Raw genomic sequence first — 15842 nt, 5'->3', positions numbered from 1 at the left:
AAATGAAACGGTCCGTCACACGATTCATGCTTGCTTTTGTCGTTACGACGCTGGTTTCTCTGGGCGCGACCAGCGTCAGCCATGCCGATGAAGTGGACAAGATCACCGTCGCCGGCTGGAGTCAGCCCATTACAGAAATCACCAATCTGCTGGTTGAGCAAGACAAGGGGTTCTTCAAGGCCAGGGGGCTTGATCTGACCTATGTACCGGGTGCGGGAGGAGGCGATGCCATTCGAAACATGTTGACGGGGCAGGCAACGGTGGCCTTTACCGATCCGGGTTCATTTTTTGCCGCCCTGGACAAGGGTGAAAAATTGCGTGCGATTTACGACATCTATCCACAAAACGTCTTCAATGTGGTCTCGCTCAAGAGCCGCAACATCACCAAACCCGCAGACCTGAAGGGCAAGAAAATTGGTGTCTACAGCCTGTCAAGCGGAACTCGCCAAAACCTGCTGGTGCTGCTGCATCAAGCTGGTTTGACCGAGACAGATGTCACGATCGTGGTCACAGGTCTGCTGAATTTTGCCCCCCTGATTCAAGGTCAAGTGGATGCGACTGCTGCGACAGATACCGGTTTGCTCGTAGGCAAACAAAAGGGGTTGGGCGACGTCAATGTCATCGAAGTCCGGAACTATCTGAATATTCCCAGCGACATCTTTGTGGTCACTGAAGACACGTACCAAAACAAGAAAGATCTCTTAAAACGTTTTCTTGCAGCGTACCGCGACAGTGCTGCCTGGATGATCAAGAACCCCGACGAGGCAGCTGCGCTGGCCGTCAAACGTGCGATCGATGGCAAGAACCAGGCGATCAACCGCGAAGTGATCCAGTTGCGCAACCTGTCGAGCGTGTCAGCCGCGACAAACCTCCGCGGCCTGGGCTCCTTTGACATGGCAGTTTTGCAGAAAGCTGCCAACACCTATCAGAAACTGGGTTTGATTCAACGCGACATCAAGGTGTCCGACGTCGTTCGGCAAGACCTGTTGCCGCAGAAATAGGGACGACCGGCGCCATGGAATTCAAGGGCAAAACCATTCTTGTGACGGGCGCCGGCCGGGGTATTGGCGCTGCGATTGCGCGGGCTTTTGCCCAGGAGGGCGCCACGGTTGTTGTCAATTATCTGCAAGATGCGGCCGCGGCCACGACCGTGGTCGATGCTTGCAAACAGATGGGCGGCGATGCCTGGGCCATTCAGGCCGACGTCACGTCCGAGCCTGCGGTGCGCAGCATGGTGGAGCAGGTGCTCGTCGAGACGGGGAAAATTGATGTGCTGGTCAACAATGCTTTCGCGGCCTACAGCTTTGATCCGGATCAGCGGACCATGTTTTGGGAACTGGCATGGGCCGACTATCAACGCCAGCTGGATGGCGCGCTGCGCTCGACCTACAACGTCTGCCAAGCCGTCCTTCCCCATTTCAGAAAACGCGGCCAGGGGAGCATCATCAACATGGTGAGCGATCTGGTTGAACGCCCCTCCGTGCCCTATCACGATTACACGACTGCCAAATCTGCACTGATTGGGTTCGGCCGCAACCTGGCGGCCGAGCTTGGCCCCTTGGGAATTCGCGTCAACAGTGTGGCGCCCGGACTGGTCTATCCCACGGCAGCGAGCCGTCAGACTAAGGAGGAGGTCAAAGACATGATCACGGCCCAGACGCCTTTGCGCCGGATTGCCACGCCCGAGGATGTGGCCGGTCCTGTCTTGTTTCTGGCATCGGATTGGAGCCGCTTCATGACTGGGCAAACCCTGTTTGTCGATGGTGGGCTGGTTATGAAGTGATCCGCGGGAATGACCGCGGCGGCGCAGTGCTTCAGCCGGGCGCGTCGAACAGTGCCGACAGCGCCGCCATCGGCAGCCGCCCGCGCAAGCCAATCGCCACCAGCGCCGGGCCCGCTGCGGGAGCGGGGACCGTGCGCAGCGTGCCGTGGCGGCCGGCGAACTGCAGCTCCGACCATGTGCTGTCGCTGTCCTGCGTCCCGGTGCGCAGCACGCCTTTCAGCCGCAGGATGCCGGGCGGCGGTTCGGTCAGCCAGGCGCGCAGCGCCGTGCTCGAGAACACCCGCGCGGGGCGGCACGACCAGGTGTCGAACAACGCGCCATGGGCCGGGTCATCATGCTCGTGTTCGTGCGCACCATCGGCGTGCCCGTGCGGATCACGGTGCGCTGGCTCAGATGCCGGCGCCAGCTGCATGTCGGGCAGCGCCAGGCCGCTGAGCATCGGCAGCGGCACCTGCGCCTGGGTGGTCTCGAACTGCGGCGTGGCGCCGGCGACCGAGGCGATCCAGTCACGCACGCGGGCGCGCTCGTCATCCGCCGCGCGGTCGCAGTGATTGACGACGATCAGGTCGGCCGCCTTCAGCTGACGCTCCAGCGTGTCGGCCAGCAAGGGGGCGCGCGACTGCGCCAGCGCGGCGCTCGCATCCACCAGCACGATCACGCCGTCCAGGCTGAGCCCGGGGTCGACTAGTGCCACTTGCGCGATCCGCCATGGGTCGGAGACGCCGCTGGCTTCGATCACGACCGCGTCGAACGGCATCGGCGACTCGATCACGGCGATCAGCGCCGCCGTCAGGTCGTCGCCGATCGAACAGCAGACGCAACCATTGGTCAGTGCGAAAGTGTCGCCGGCACTCGAAGCTACCAACTCGGCGTCGATGTTGAGCGCGCCGAAATCGTTGACCAGCACCGCCAGGCGGCGACCTTGCGACTGGCACAGCAGCCGGTTCAGCAGTGTCGTCTTGCCGGCGCCGAGAAAGCCGCCGACGACGGTCAGCGGCAATCGCGGTCGGGCCGCTGGCGGCACGGCTGTCATCATTTTCCGGGCGTACTGCCCGGCAATTCCAGCACACGGCCGCCAAGTACCGTACCGGCAATGCGCAGATCCTTGAGTGCCTCGGGAACCACGGCCAGCGGGTCTTCATCGAGCACGCAGAAGTCGGCGAATTTGCGTACTTCGATCGAACCGATGCGATCGTCCAACCCGAGCGTGAACGCGGCGCCGAGTGTGATTGCCTGCAACGCGTCCGCCACGCTGATGCGCTCGCTCGCTCCGAGGACACGACTTGATGATGTGAGCCGGTTGACCGCGCACCACGCCGTGAAGAGCGGCCCGAGTGGCGTGATCGGCGCGTCGGAGTGGATCGCCAGCGGCACGCCGTGTTCCAGCGCGGTGGCGCATGCATCCATGCGCTCGGCACGATCCGGACCCATCGTCAGCGCGTGGTGTGCATCTCCCCAGTAGTAGATATGGTTGGCGAACAGATTAGCGCAAATGCCCAGGCGCGCCATGCGACGGAACTGCGCGGCGTCGGCCATCTGGCAATGCTGCAGCGTGTGGCGGTGGTCGGCGCGCGGATGTGTTGCCAGAGCCTCCTCGATGCCGTCAATCGCGAGCTCGGTGGCCTCGTCGCCATTGGTGTGGATATGCAACTGGAAGCCGGCAGCATGGAAGTGCGCGATCGTCGCTTTCAGTTCAGCCGGTGGCTGGATCCAGATGCCGTTGTCGTGACCATTGAAATAGCCAGGCCAGCGCACGCGTGCGGTAAAACCCTGAATCGAGCCGTCGGTGACGATTTTGACCAGGCCAAAGTGCAGCTTGTCGGTATTCGTGGCGACGCGACTGCGCACGCGTGCAGCGCCCGCTTCGCGCGACGTCGAACCGTCGAGCCCGATGTAGGCAGGCACCAGCCGTACCGGGAAATCGGCTTCTGCAGTGACTTTTTGCAGCACCTCTACGTTGTTGTCTGACAGATCGTTGACCAGGTCGGTCGCGGTTGTCACGCCGGCGAGCTGCGCGACCTGGCCGAACAATCTCAAGCCTTGTTCAGTGGTGCCGGCGATCCGGAAAATGTTGCCAGTCAGGCGCGCGATCGGGAACATCGCGGCAAACTCCTGTAGTTCGCCAGTGGGTTCACCGTTGTCGAACCGTGCGATACCTTCCACCTCGGTTTCGCGCGTGATGCCAACGGCGGCCATTGCCGCGGAGTTCACGTTCATCAGGTGCTGACTCGCGTGCAGAATCACGACCGGACGCGTTGCCGAAACGCGATCGAGGTGATGCACCGTCATACGCTCTGCGCCGAAGAAGATTGGATCGAACCCCCATGCGAGCAGCGGCTTGGCCGGGTCGTCGATCTGCGCCTCGAGTTCGATGAGTCTCGCGACGACCTCGTCGAAGTTATGGCAGCCGGACCAGACCTTGCCATCCGGTGCGGTGCGGGCATGAAAGCCGACAAAAGGAAATAGCCAAAGACCTCCGGCCATTAGATGTGAATGGCCTTCGACAAGTCCGGGCATCAGTACCTTGTCGGCGAAGCGTTCGTCGAGCGTGTACGCGCCCCAGGCCTGCATGCGTTCGAGGTCACCGACCGCGAGGATGCGCCCGTCGCGCACGGCCACGTGCGTAGCCTCGGGCTGCATTGGGTTCATGGTGATGATCTTGCGGGCCGAATAAACAGTCGTGTGGGTCATGATGGTGTCGGGGAAAACTAGTAATCAGGCTGTCGGCATCTGAAGTGGCGCTCGCGGCAGTCCGTCGACGATGTCGACACGCCGACAGCGCACCCAGTGGCCCGGTACCACTTCACGTAGCGGGGGCAGTTCGGCCACGCAGGCCGGCTCAGCCATCGGACAACGGCCGGCGAAGCGGCAGCCAGCTGGGGGGTTGATCGGGCTCGGCGGGTCGCCGCTGAGCTTGATTCTCTGGGCGGCGTGCTTGCGCCCGCCATGGACCGTGGGCACCGCGGACATCAGCGCCACGCTGTACGGGTGCAGTGGGTTCGCGAAGAAGGCCTTGCGCGGCCCGCGCTCGACGATCTGGCCCAGGTACATGACTGCGATGTCGTCGCAGATGTGCTCAACCACCGCCATGTCATGAGAGATGAAAAGGTAGGTCAAACCGAGCTCGCGCTGCAGCCTTGCCAGCAAGTTCAGGATTTGGGCGCGGATTGCGATGTCCAGCGCGGACACGGGCTCATCGCAGACGACCAGTTCGGGATTGGTGGCCAACGCCCTTGCGATGTTGATGCGCTGGCGCTGTCCACCCGAGAACTGGTGTGGAAACAGGTGCTGCTGCTCAGGCCGCAGACCAACCGCTTTGAATAGTTCAGCGACTCGCTCGGTGCGCTGTGCCGGCGTGCCTACTTGCATCAGGTCAAGTGGGGCGCGCACTGCGGCGCCGGCGCGCTCGCGCGGGTTCAGCGACGAGAATGGGTCCTGGAAAATGATCTGCAGCCGCGTGCGCGCCTGGCGCAGCGCTTCGCCTTCAAGCGCGCCGAGGTCGGTGTCGCCAAGCTGGATGTGGCCGGACGTGACCGGTGACAGGCGCATCACCGCGAGCGCTGTGGTGGTCTTGCCGGAGCCCGATTCGCCGACGATCGCCAGCGTCGTGCCGCGCGTGACATCGAAGGAGACGCCATCGACGGCCTTGACCACCTCGGGCGGCTGAAACCATCCCGATTTGGCGCGCGGAAAGTGCACGTGCAGGTCGCGCACTGACAGGAGCGTATTCGACGAGGCCAAAGCAGTAGGCGCTACTTGTTCAATAGGGCTTGCCATCGTCCTCATGCGGCCACCATCTGGTCTTGCGCATGCAGCCAGCAGGCCGCACGGTGGGTGCCATCGCCCGTTGCGAGCGCGCCGTGCTCGCCGGTCGCAAACATCGGGGGCACCTGTTCTGCGCAGCGTGCCATGGCATGGGGGCAGCGCTCGCGAAACGCGCAGCCGCTGCCCAGCTCCCAGATGGAGGGCACGACGCCCCTAATTTCGGCGAGTTCGGCACGCTCGTGCTGGAGGCTGCTGCCGAGCTCGGGCAGGCAATCGATCAGGCCCTGGGTATAGGGATGACCCGGGTGCGACAGCACCTGCTCCGTGGTCCCCTGTTCGATCACACGGCCCGCGTACATCACCATCACCCGATCGGCCATTTCGGCAACAGCGCCCATGTCATGTGTGATCAGCAGGATGGCCGTGCCTTTTTCGCGTTGCAGGTCGCGCAGCAGGTCGAAGATCTGAGCCTGCACCGTGACGTCGAGCGCCGTGGTCGGCTCGTCAGCGATCAGGATATCGGGCCGGCAGGCCAACGCCATCGCGATCATCACGCGCTGGCGCATGCCACCCGACAGCTGGTGCGGATACTCGTCGACCCGCCGCTCGGGCGCAGGGATGCCGACCTGCTGCAGCATCTCGATCGTACGTGCGCGCGCCGCGGCGGCGTCGAGCCCCGCGTGCAATCGCAAGGACTCCCCAATCTGATCGCCGACTTTGAACACCGGGTTCAGCGACGTCATGGGCTCCTGGAAAATCATCGAAATCCGGTTGCCGCGAACTTTATGCATGCGAGCTTCGTCCGCTTGCACCAGATCCTCACCCTGAAAAAGCACGCGCCCGCCGCTGATTCGCCCGGGTGGCGACGGGATCAGGCGCAGCAATGCGAGCGCCGTCATGCTTTTGCCGCAGCCCGATTCGCCGACAACGCACAATGTTTCGCCGCCGCGGATCTGAAAGTCGACGCCGTTAAGCACGAGGGCCTTGCCCCGACGCGTCTTGAATTCCACGCGCAGGTCTTCGACCTGAAGCAGTGGTGCAGTGGTGCTCATTAGCGCTCCCTCAGTTTCGGATTGAGAGCATCGTTCAGGCCATCACCGATCAGGCTGATGGCCAATACGGTGACGAAAATCGCTGCACCTGGAAAGGTCACGGCCCACCAGCACGACAACACATACTGGCGGCTCGAGCCAATCATCAGGCCCCAGCTCATCTCGTTCGGGTCGCCCAAGCCCAGGAACGACAGACCTGCTGCAAACAGGATCGCGGCACCAATCGCCAGGGCCGCCGAGACAATCAATGGTGGAAGCGCATTGGGCAGAATCACCTTCCAGATGATGCGCGAGTTGCGCGCGCCGATGGCACGTTCGGCACGTACGAACTCAAGGCCGCGGTACTTGAGGAACTCGGCGCGGGTCAGGCGTGCGGTGCCGGTCCAGCTGACGATGCCGATGGCGATCGTAACCGTCACCAGTGTCGGAGAAAACAGTGTCACTACCACCATCGCGAACAACAACGCCGGCAGTACCTGGAAAAACTCGGTGATACGCATCAGCACGGCGTCGACTTTTCCGCCGTAATAGCCCGAGAACGCGCCGAGCGTGATACCGATCACGACGGAGAGCAGTGCCGCGAATGCACCGATCAGCAAGGTCGCGCGGCCGCCGTAGATCAGCGTCGTGAGCACATCGCGACCCAGGTAGTCGCTTCCCAGCCAGGCGTCAGCGGTAAAGGGTGGCGTGAGCGGGGCCGCGCGGATCTCGAACGGGTCAGCAGGGTAGAGCCAGGGCCCGGCGATCGATACAACGAGCACGAAGAGGAACAGCACGATACCGACGATCGCCGACGGATTGCGCACGAACATGCGCAGTGCCTCGACGGTAGGATGTTCGACTTTGGGGACTGCCTGCTCGGGCGCGGCGCCGGCCGAAGCCGTCAACGGAGGGGTATTCATGATGTCTTGATCCGCGGGTCGATCAGCCGATAACACAGATCGGTCAAAAGGTTCATGACGACGACGACGATCGATGAGAACAACAACAAACCGAGGATGGTCGGGTAGTCGCGCCGAAGCACCGAGTCAAACGCGAGCCGGCCCAAACCAGGCCAGTTGAACACGGTCTCAACCAGAATCGCACCGGAAAGCACGTTGCCGAACTGCAACCCGAGTACCGTGACTACCGGGATCAGTGCATTGCGCAGTGCGTGCTTGTACAGCACGACTCGTTCGGCCAGGCCCTTGGCGCGGGCGGTGCGAATGAAGTCGGAACCGAGAACGTCCAGCATCGACGAGCGCGCCAGTCGGCTGTATTGCGCCAGGTAGACCAAGGCGAGCGTCGCCATGGGTAGGACCAGGTGGTAAAGCACATCCAACACGTCCTGGAAACCGCCGCCGCTCGAATCGATTGAGCGCATGCCGGAGACCGGCAGGATCGGAAAGACCGATGCGAAGAGGATCACCAGCATGATCCCTGTCCAGAACACCGGCGCCGCGAAGCCGACCATCGACAGCACTGTGATGAACTGCGAGAGAACCCCGTTCGGCTTGCGCGATGACAGCACCCCGAGTGCCGTGCCGAATATGAATGCACAGACCACAGAAGAGAGTACCAGCAGCAGTGTGGCCGGCACCCGCTCGAGGATCATCTGCGAGACCGGAAGATTGAAGAAGTATGAGTAGCCGAGATCCCCGTGAATCACTTTGCCAAGATAGACGCCCAGCTGCACCGGAAGCGACTTGTCCAGGCCGTACTGCGTGCGCAGCTGCGCCATCAGCTCGGTCGACATACCGCCGCTGGCGCCGGCGATGGTTTCCACCGGGTCGCCAGGGGCGGCGTGCACCAGCACGAAATTCAGCACCACGACCGCAAGCACCAGGGCCAGCGCCTGGAGCAGGCGTACGACAACGTAGCTAGCAGTCTTCATAATCGATGGACCAGGAACGAAGCCACCCTACTTGATGTAGACATTGTCATAGGGCGAAAGAGGGCCCCAGATCGTCATGGGTACGTTGCCGACCTTGCGGTTCGTCACCGTATGGTAGGGCAGCACGTTGATGAACTCGATAGGCAACTCGTCCGTGACGATCTTCTGAAACGTTGCGTAGTAGGCCTTGCGTTTGACCGGATCGAGGGTCTGGCCGGCCGTGTTCAGCAGCTCATCGACTTTGGGGTTGTTGTATGACTGGGTGTTGGTCCAGACGATGGGCTTGATGTTGGTTGACAGGTAGGTGCGGGCCACGCCAATGACCGGATCGCCCCAGTTGTACACCAGGTCCATCGACATGTCGAAGTCGTGTGTCGCCATGCGTTTGGCCCAGGCAGGAAAGTCGGCCGAGGTGCGCACCTCGACCGCAATACCTACTTTCTTGAGCTGGCCGCGCACATACTCGGCCACGGTCTTTTGCTGGTCATCGACGCCCGGCAGGTAGTCGATCGTCAATTTGAAGCGCTCGCCATTCGCATCCACCTTGTAGCCGGCGGCATCGAGCATGGCGGCAGCCTTCTTCAGGTCGAAGGGATATCGCACCAAGTCGGTCACCGCAAACGGGCTGCTCGGCACGATCGGCCCATCGGACACCTGGGCGAAGCCGCCCATCAGGGCCTTGGTGATGAAGTTCTTGTCGATCGAGGTCGCGATCGCCTTGCGCACGCGCACGTCGGAGAGCGGCTTCTTCGCGGTGTTGAACGCGAGCCAGTTCAGCGCGCCGATGCCTTCGTAGCCCTTGGGCGTGAGCGAGAACTGCTTGTCGTTGGCCAGGCGCCGCAGGTCGGTTGGCACGCTGACGAAGGGCATCATGTTGATATCGCCGCGCTCCAGGTTCAGCATCAGGCTGGACTGGTCGGGCGAGATGGTGATGATGACCTTGTCGAGGTACGGCTTGCCGGGCAGGAAGAATTTGTCGAAGCGCTCCATCACGATACGCTGATTGGGTGTGAACTCGACCAGCTTGAAGGGCCCCGAGCCCACCACGTCTTTGGAGTTGCGCGGATGGCTCTTCAGGTCTTGCCCATCACCATAGATATGCTTGGGCAGGATCGGGCACAAGGCCGGCGACATTGCCAGCAGTATTGCCGGATGCGGCGTGCTCATGCGAATGATCGCAGTGTAGGGATCGGGCGTGTCGATCTTGTCAACCGGCGCCATCATCGTCGTGAACGGATGGTTGGCCTTGATCGCCATGATCGAGAACGCGACGTCGGCCGAGGTGACCGGCTTGCCGTCGTGGAACACCGCGTTCTTGCGCAGGTTCAGGGTGAGCGACTTGCCGTCGTCGGCCAGCTTCCACGATTCGGCCAGGTAGGGTTGCGGCGCCCACTTGTCGTCGAAGCGCAGCGGGCTCGCGAAGATCTGGGTCGATGGCTCTGCGGTGGCGATACCGGACTGCACCGCGCCGTTCAGGTGGCGTGGCGTTTGTGTGCTGCCGATGACCAGGGTGCCGCCGCGCTTGGCTTCCTGCGCGAAAGTTGGAAGTGAGCAGGTCGTGGCAGCAGCGCCCAGTGCAAGTGCGAAAGTGTCGCGACGGGTAAGGCGAGAATATGGCATCGAAAGGCTCCAAAAGGCGATGCTGAATGTTGGGTGAAGCGATATCACCTGTCAACGAGGAAACCCCTCAACTAGAGTGCAGGAAATGGGTCCAGATGGCGGGTATCGATGGAGCCAGAGTGCCGCAAGCGGCACTCTGATCGAAATGAGCCGCTGAAGCGGCTCGGAATTATTTCTCGTCTTGTAGCCAATACCACTTGTACAGAAAACGCTGGCCGAAGCGGCGGAACGGCGCGAAGGCCTGCGAGCGGACCAGGCCAAACAGGTTCGGATACTCCAGCGGCGAGTCATAGATGGGCAGCTTGAACACTTCACGGCCGGCATCCTGGCCGGCCACGCGTTCGGCCAGCCGTTTGCCGGCCCAGGTCGAGAACGACACGCCGTTGCCGCCGTAGCCAACGGCATACCAGACACTTTGCGCGGGGTCGGGGCGGGTGATGCGCGGCATCATGTCATGGGCCACGTCGACCCAGCCCCACCATGAGTAGTCAATCTGAATACCGGCGAGCGGCGGAAATTTGCGTGCAATCGCATCGGTCAGCAGCTTCAGATGCCCCGGGTCCTCGGCGTCAGCACCGGTCACCGAGCTGCGGCTGCCGAGTTGCAGGCGGTTGCCTTTCAACAGGCGGTAGTAAAAGCGCAGCGTGCGGGTGTCAGTCATAAAGGTCTGCGAACGAAAGTTGCAGGCCTTCATCTCGGCGTCGGTGAGCACACGCGTGACCACCGAGTTCGACAGGATCGGCATGATCTTGTTCTTCAGCAGCGGGTTCAGGTTCTGGCCGGTGTAGCCGCCGGTGCACACGGCAACCCGCTTGGCACGCACGGTGCCACCGGGGGTGCGCAGGTAATGCACGCCGTTGCGTGTCTCCCACCCCTGCACCGGGCTGGCGGTATGAATCTTGACGCCGAGCGCGCGCGCTTTGCGGATCAGGCCGAAGGTGAGCTTGAGCGGGTGCACGCCCACACCTTCGGCTTCGAACATGGCGCCGGCGGTTTCGCGTTCGTCGCAGTAGTCGCGCCGCACCTCTTCCGCGCTGAGCATGCGCGTGTTGTAACCGAAGGTTTCGCGCATCACCTTGGTTTCGCCGCGCAGGTATTCCAGCTTCTCGGGCCGGTGTGCCAGGTAGAGATGGCCGCCGTCGAAGGCGTCGCAGTCGATTTCCTTCGTGAGGGACTTGAAGTTCTCGAAGCCGGTGCGGATCTCGGTGTCGAGTTTCTTCGCCACGTCCAGGCCCCAGCGGGCTATCCATTGCGAGCGCTTGAGCCGGCCACTGGCGTTTTGGCCCTGGCCGCCGCTGCGACTTGAGCAGCCCCATGATTCCTGGTTCGCCTCCAGCACGATGGCACGGATGCCGTGCTCCTGCGCAAGGTAGAGCGCCGTCGACATGCCGGTCGAACCGGAACCAATGATCACGACATCGGCGTCAGTGTCGCGCATGATCGGCCCGTCGTCTTCCGGTGGGGTGCCTGCGCTGGCCACCCAGTAGGTCGGCGCGTAGGCGCGACCAGTACCGGGGTCGGCCGCCACGAGTGGGTCGTACCGTGGGTCGTAGCGTTTGTCGGCGGGCAGGTCGCCGCCCGTGAAATGCAGAGATTGAGTCGTGGCCATGTTGGCTCCCGGATTACTTTGCCGCTGGCAGGTTCGGCCGGACTTTGCGAAATGCATTTTTCACGGCGATCTTTCCGTTTTTCAGGGTAAACAGGTCGACGCCGTCGGCCTCGATGCGGCTGCCGTCGGCCGCGGTGCCGGTAAAGGTCCATTGGGAGACGCCAAAGTCGCCCTGCACGAAGTGCTGGCCGTTGATCCACTGCGCGTCCGGTACCGCTTGCCAGGCGGCCGCGAAGGCTTTGCGCACAGCGTCCGGGCCACTGAAGCGAGTGCCGCAGGCATCGGGGCCGGCGATGGACTGGAACACGCAATCGTCGCTCATGAAGCTCATCAGCGCATCAACGTCGTGGCGGTTCCAGGCGTCACTGAATGCGGCCAGCGTGGCGGCGGTGAAGGGTTTGGAATTTTCGCTCATTGGGTGCTCCTGAAGGTTTGATGTCAACAAGCATAGACAGCTTTTTCGCGGCGCGATAGGGCCAGATGGCAAGATTCGGCCGAGCCAGGCGGCCGCCTGTGTAAACTCGCGCTGTATTATGGTTAACCCGCGAACGATCCAGTGGGCGCAGCTGTTCGTGCTGCCCGAGCAACCCGTATTGCCGCTGCAGGGGCGATTGCGGTTTGCTATTGTGCAGGCGATTCTGGATGGGCGCTTGGCCTCGGGGGCGGCACTGCCATCGTCGCGCGAATTGTCGGTGTTGCTGGGTTTGAGCCGCAACACGGTCACCTCAGCCTACCTGCAGTTGATGGATGAAGGCTTCCTTGAAGCGCGACCACGCAGCGGCGTGTTTGTGGCGCCGAATGCGCGCCCACTGTCGGCCGCGCACGCCGAACCGCCGATTGGCACCGTCCGCCAGATGCCGGACTGGTCGGCGCGTGTACTGCGTTCGCTGGTCGATCTGCCTACCCTGTCCAAGCCCGAGCAGTGGCGAGACTACCCCTACCCGTTCGTCTACGGCACCTACGACCCGCAGCTGTTTCCGACCGAGGATTTTCGTGAATGCTGCGTGCGCAGCCTGGCGCGCTCGCAACTGTCGCACTGGACGCCCGACTTTGAAACGGATGACGTGCCTGACCTGATCGAGCAAATCCGCACACGGTTGCTGCCCAAGCGTGGCGTGTTCGCGCTGAAAGAGGAGATCATCGTTACCATCGGTGCGCAGCATGCGTACTACCTGCTGGCCGACGCACTGTTCGATGAATGTACTCGCGTTGGCCTGGAGGAACCCGGCCACCCACATGCGCGCAACAGTTTCGCGCTGCGCAAGCCGAAGTGGGTGGAGGTGTCCGTGGACGAAGACGGCGTGGTGGTCGAGGGGCTACCCGCACTCGATTACCTGTTCGTCACGCCGTCGCACCAGAGCCCGACCACCGCGACACTTAGCCTGGATCGGCGCCAGTGGCTGCTGCGCGAAGCCGGCCTACGGGACTTCGTGATCATCGAGGACGACTACGAGGCTGAAAATCTGTATGCAGGCGAACCGATGCCGGCGCTGAAGAGCCTGGACCGCAGTGGGCGCGTGATTTACATCGGCTCGGTATCGAAGAGTCTATCGCCAGTGCTGCGGCTGGGCTACATTGTTGCGCCACTCGCGCTGATCAAGGAGTTGCGGGTGATCCGGCATGCAATGGTGCGGCACCCGAGCGCATTCCTGCAGCATGCCTATGCGTTGTTCCTGTCGCTCGGGCACCACGAGTCGCACGCGCGGCGCGTCAACGCCGCGATGCAGGAGCGCCTCGCGCTAGCCGCGCAAGCGTTGCACGAGCACTTGCCGGATTTCGAGTTCGCGCTGCCGCAGGGCGGCGCGTCGATCTGGGTGCGGGCGCCGGCGTGGGTCGATGCCGGCGAGTTGGCACTGGTGGCGCGCAGCCACGGGGTACTGATCGAGGCTGGCGCCGTATTCTTTCTGAAGCCTCCGTACCCGTGTCCGTTTTTCCGGTTGCGGCTGTCGTCGATTGCGGCGGCTCAGATTCCAGCCGGTATACGCGCACTGGCGCTGGCCGTTGATGAACTCGCACAAGGGCGCGGCGCGCGACTCTCAGGGTAAGTACCAAGGCGCTGGTGCTATGCGGCGCGTCAGGCTGGTACTTCCGCGCGCTCGAGGTTGGAGGTACATTCAATTCGGCTGAGCGGTGTGACGTGCGCGGTAGGGCGCTGCAAATCTTGCCTCGCCGCGCCGCCTTTCCATTGGTCCCGCAACCCGAAGTCTTTAAACCTGAGGTCTGACATGAAATCCAATCTCTCTCGTCGAAATTTCAACCTGACAGCGGCGAACTTCCTGGCCGGCTCAGTGGTCGGTGCATCCGTGCTGGGTGCCGCCAGCGCACAGGCGCAGGACACGAAGGTCACCATCGGCTATCAGCTGATCGATGGGCCATTCCTCACCGCCATCGCGAACGGCAGTTTTGAGAAGGCGACCGGTTACAAGATCGACTGGCGGCAGTTTTCTTCGGCAGGCGATATCACCAGTGCATTCGCGTCGGGCGACGTGCCGATCGGAGTGCTTGGATCGACCGGGATTGCCGCGGCGACCACGCGCGGGGTTGACATGGAGCTGTTCTGGATTCTGGACGACATCGGCCGTTCGGAAGCGCTGGTCGCACGCAACGGATCGGGTATCAAGGGGCCGCAGGACCTCAAAGGCAAGAAGGTGGCCGTGCCATTCGTTTCCACGTCGCACTTCCACCTCCTGGTTGCGCTGGAACAGATCTGGCACATCAAGCCGAGCGACGTGCAGATCCTGAACATGAAGCCGCCGCAGATTGTGGCGGCCTGGTCGCGCGGTGACATCGACGCCGCCTATGTGTGGCCGCCGGCGCTCTCTGAAATCGAGAAGACCGGCACGACCATTATCACTTCCGAAGAGGTGGGCAAGAAGAGTGTGCCAACCTTCGACGGCCTGGTCGCCAATCGCACCTGGTCGGCAAAGCATGCCGACTTCATGAACAAATTTACCAAAGTGCTGGCCCAGTCCTATGCCGACTATCGCGCCAACGGCGCCAAATGGAATGCCGACTCACCCGAGATCAAGGCCATGGTCAAGCTGGCCGGTGGCACGGCCAAGGACGCCGCCGATGCCGTCAAGTTGCTGGTCTTCCCGACCGCGCAGGAGCAGGCTTCCGCCGTATGGCTGGGCGGTGGCAAGAGCGGCGGCGCGCTGCGCGCGCTCACGAACAGCGCCGAGTTCCTGAAAAATCAGCGTCAGATTGATAAGGCGCTTCCCGACTATGGTCCGTACGTCACTGACAAGTACGCACAGGCGGCGGCCAAGTAATGGTTCCAGGAGGCAACGTCAAGAAGGAGCAAACCTATGGATCACACTAAAGATTTGCAGGTCAATGGGGTCAGCGTCATCTTTCCGGGGCGCACTCCGGGAGAAAAAGTCATGGCACTGGACAACATTAACCTGACCATCAACCCAGGCGACTTCGTGGTGGCGCTGGGGGCGTCAGGTTGTGGCAAGACGACGTTGCTGAACATGATGGCGGGATTTCTCTCTCCGTCGAGTGGTGAGCTGCTGCTCGCTGGCCGGGCCATCACCGGACCCGGTTCGGACCGCGGCGTGGTGTTTCAGAAGCACGCGCTGCTGCCGTGGCTCAGCGTCATCGACAACACCGAGTTCGGCCTGAAGCTACAGGGTGTGGGCAAGAAGGAGCGGCGCGAGATCGCCGCCCGCAATCTCGCGCTCGTGGGTTTGCAGGATTTTCATCAGCACATGATCTACCAGCTCTCGGGTGGCATGCAGCAACGCGTAGGCATTGCGCGCGCATTGACCTGCAACCCTGCGACGCTGTTGATGGACGAGCCGATGGCGGCGCTTGACGCACTGACGCGCGAAACCATCCAGGAGTTGCTGCTCGATGTCTGGCAAAAAACCGGAAAGATGTTCTTCTTTATCACGCACAGCGTTGAAGAGGCACTGTTTTTGGGGAGCCGCGTGATCGTCATGTCGCCGCGTCCCGGGCGCATTACCAATTCCTACGAACTCGATTTCAACCGTCGTTTCCTGGAGTGTCGCAATGCCCGCGCGGTGAAGTCGAGTCCCGACTTCATCCAGATGCGCGAAAAGATACTGGGCATCATCTACGGTGATGAGCGGGCAGCTGAATCGGCACAGGAGGTATCCCATGTCTAAAACCCGA

General features: G+C 62.2%; 14 protein-coding genes. 5 read left to right on the top strand and 9 right to left on the bottom strand.

Features of this window, described 5'->3' with window-relative positions; genetic code table 11:
- The first annotated feature begins 2 nt into the window (after nucleotides 1-2).
- Entirely contained in the window at nucleotides 3-1001 is a 999-nt protein-coding gene (locus EUB48_RS14995) for an ABC transporter substrate-binding protein (RefSeq protein WP_142819894.1), read from the top strand.
- 14 nt (nucleotides 1002-1015) lie between these two features.
- Nucleotides 1016-1783: a 3-oxoacyl-ACP reductase gene (locus tag EUB48_RS14990; RefSeq protein WP_142819893.1), complete on the top strand. Its 768-nt coding sequence runs from the start codon at nucleotides 1016-1018 to the stop codon at nucleotides 1781-1783.
- A 31-nt stretch (nucleotides 1784-1814) separates the two neighbouring features.
- On the opposite strand, the gene EUB48_RS14985 is transcribed toward EUB48_RS14990, so the two are convergent.
- From EUB48_RS14985 to EUB48_RS14945, 9 genes are all read right to left on the bottom strand, one after another.
- Nucleotides 1815-2816: a CobW family GTP-binding protein gene (locus tag EUB48_RS14985; RefSeq protein WP_142819892.1), complete on the bottom strand. Its 1002-nt coding sequence runs from the start codon at nucleotides 2814-2816 to the stop codon at nucleotides 1815-1817.
- Nucleotides 2816-4474 (bottom strand): amidohydrolase, encoded by a 1659-nt coding sequence (locus EUB48_RS14980; protein ID WP_142819891.1) that lies wholly within the window; start codon nucleotides 4472-4474, stop codon nucleotides 2816-2818. The genes EUB48_RS14985 and EUB48_RS14980 overlap by 1 nt, the downstream gene beginning before the upstream one ends.
- Before the next feature lie 24 nt (nucleotides 4475-4498).
- Entirely contained in the window at nucleotides 4499-5560 is a 1062-nt protein-coding gene (locus EUB48_RS14975; RefSeq protein ID WP_142821320.1) for an ABC transporter ATP-binding protein, read from the bottom strand.
- A gap of 5 nt (nucleotides 5561-5565) precedes the next feature.
- Entirely contained in the window at nucleotides 5566-6600 is a 1035-nt protein-coding gene (locus EUB48_RS14970) for an ABC transporter ATP-binding protein (protein WP_142819890.1), read from the bottom strand.
- On the bottom strand, nucleotides 6600-7502 hold the full coding sequence (locus EUB48_RS14965; RefSeq protein WP_142819889.1) for an ABC transporter permease: 903 nt from the start codon (nucleotides 7500-7502) through the stop codon (nucleotides 6600-6602). Before EUB48_RS14965 ends, EUB48_RS14970 begins: the two co-directional genes overlap by 1 nt.
- Nucleotides 7499-8473, bottom strand: coding sequence for an ABC transporter permease (locus EUB48_RS14960; protein WP_142819888.1), 975 nt, complete (start codon nucleotides 8471-8473; stop codon nucleotides 7499-7501). The genes EUB48_RS14965 and EUB48_RS14960 overlap by 4 nt, the downstream gene beginning before the upstream one ends.
- 27 nt (nucleotides 8474-8500) lie before the next feature.
- A complete protein-coding gene (locus tag EUB48_RS14955; RefSeq protein WP_142819887.1) occupies nucleotides 8501-10093 on the bottom strand; it encodes an ABC transporter substrate-binding protein in 1593 nt (530 codons plus the stop codon).
- Nucleotides 10094-10262: 169 nt separating this feature from the next.
- Nucleotides 10263-11702, bottom strand: coding sequence for an NAD(P)/FAD-dependent oxidoreductase (locus EUB48_RS14950; protein ID WP_142819886.1), 1440 nt, complete (start codon nucleotides 11700-11702; stop codon nucleotides 10263-10265).
- Nucleotides 11703-11715: 13 nt separating this feature from the next.
- Nucleotides 11716-12117: a nuclear transport factor 2 family protein gene (locus EUB48_RS14945; RefSeq protein WP_142819885.1), complete on the bottom strand. Its 402-nt coding sequence runs from the start codon at nucleotides 12115-12117 to the stop codon at nucleotides 11716-11718.
- 118 nt (nucleotides 12118-12235) lie between these two features.
- On the opposite strand from EUB48_RS14945, the gene pdxR reads away from it, so the two are divergent.
- From pdxR to EUB48_RS14930, 3 genes are all read left to right on the top strand, one after another.
- On the top strand, nucleotides 12236-13747 hold the full coding sequence (gene pdxR / locus EUB48_RS14940) for a MocR-like pyridoxine biosynthesis transcription factor PdxR (RefSeq protein WP_142819884.1): 1512 nt from the start codon (nucleotides 12236-12238) through the stop codon (nucleotides 13745-13747).
- Nucleotides 13748-14005: 258 nt separating this feature from the next.
- Nucleotides 14006-14974 carry a taurine ABC transporter substrate-binding protein gene (gene tauA, locus EUB48_RS14935; RefSeq protein ID WP_244618212.1) on the top strand — a complete coding sequence of 323 codons (969 nt, stop codon included), beginning with the start codon at nucleotides 14006-14008 and terminating at the stop codon, nucleotides 14972-14974.
- Nucleotides 14975-15010: 36 nt separating this feature from the next.
- Nucleotides 15011-15835, top strand: a complete 825-nt coding sequence (locus tag EUB48_RS14930; RefSeq protein WP_142819883.1) for a taurine ABC transporter ATP-binding protein — start codon at nucleotides 15011-15013, stop codon at nucleotides 15833-15835.
- Nucleotides 15836-15842: the final 7 nt, after the last annotated feature.

This window comes from Rhodoferax sediminis (assembly GCF_006970865.1).
Taxonomy (GTDB): Bacteria; Pseudomonadota; Gammaproteobacteria; order Burkholderiales; family Burkholderiaceae_C; genus Rhodoferax_A; species Rhodoferax_A sediminis.
The sequence above is the reverse complement of the archived record's forward strand: the minus strand, read 5'-3'. Positions and strand labels throughout refer to the sequence as shown.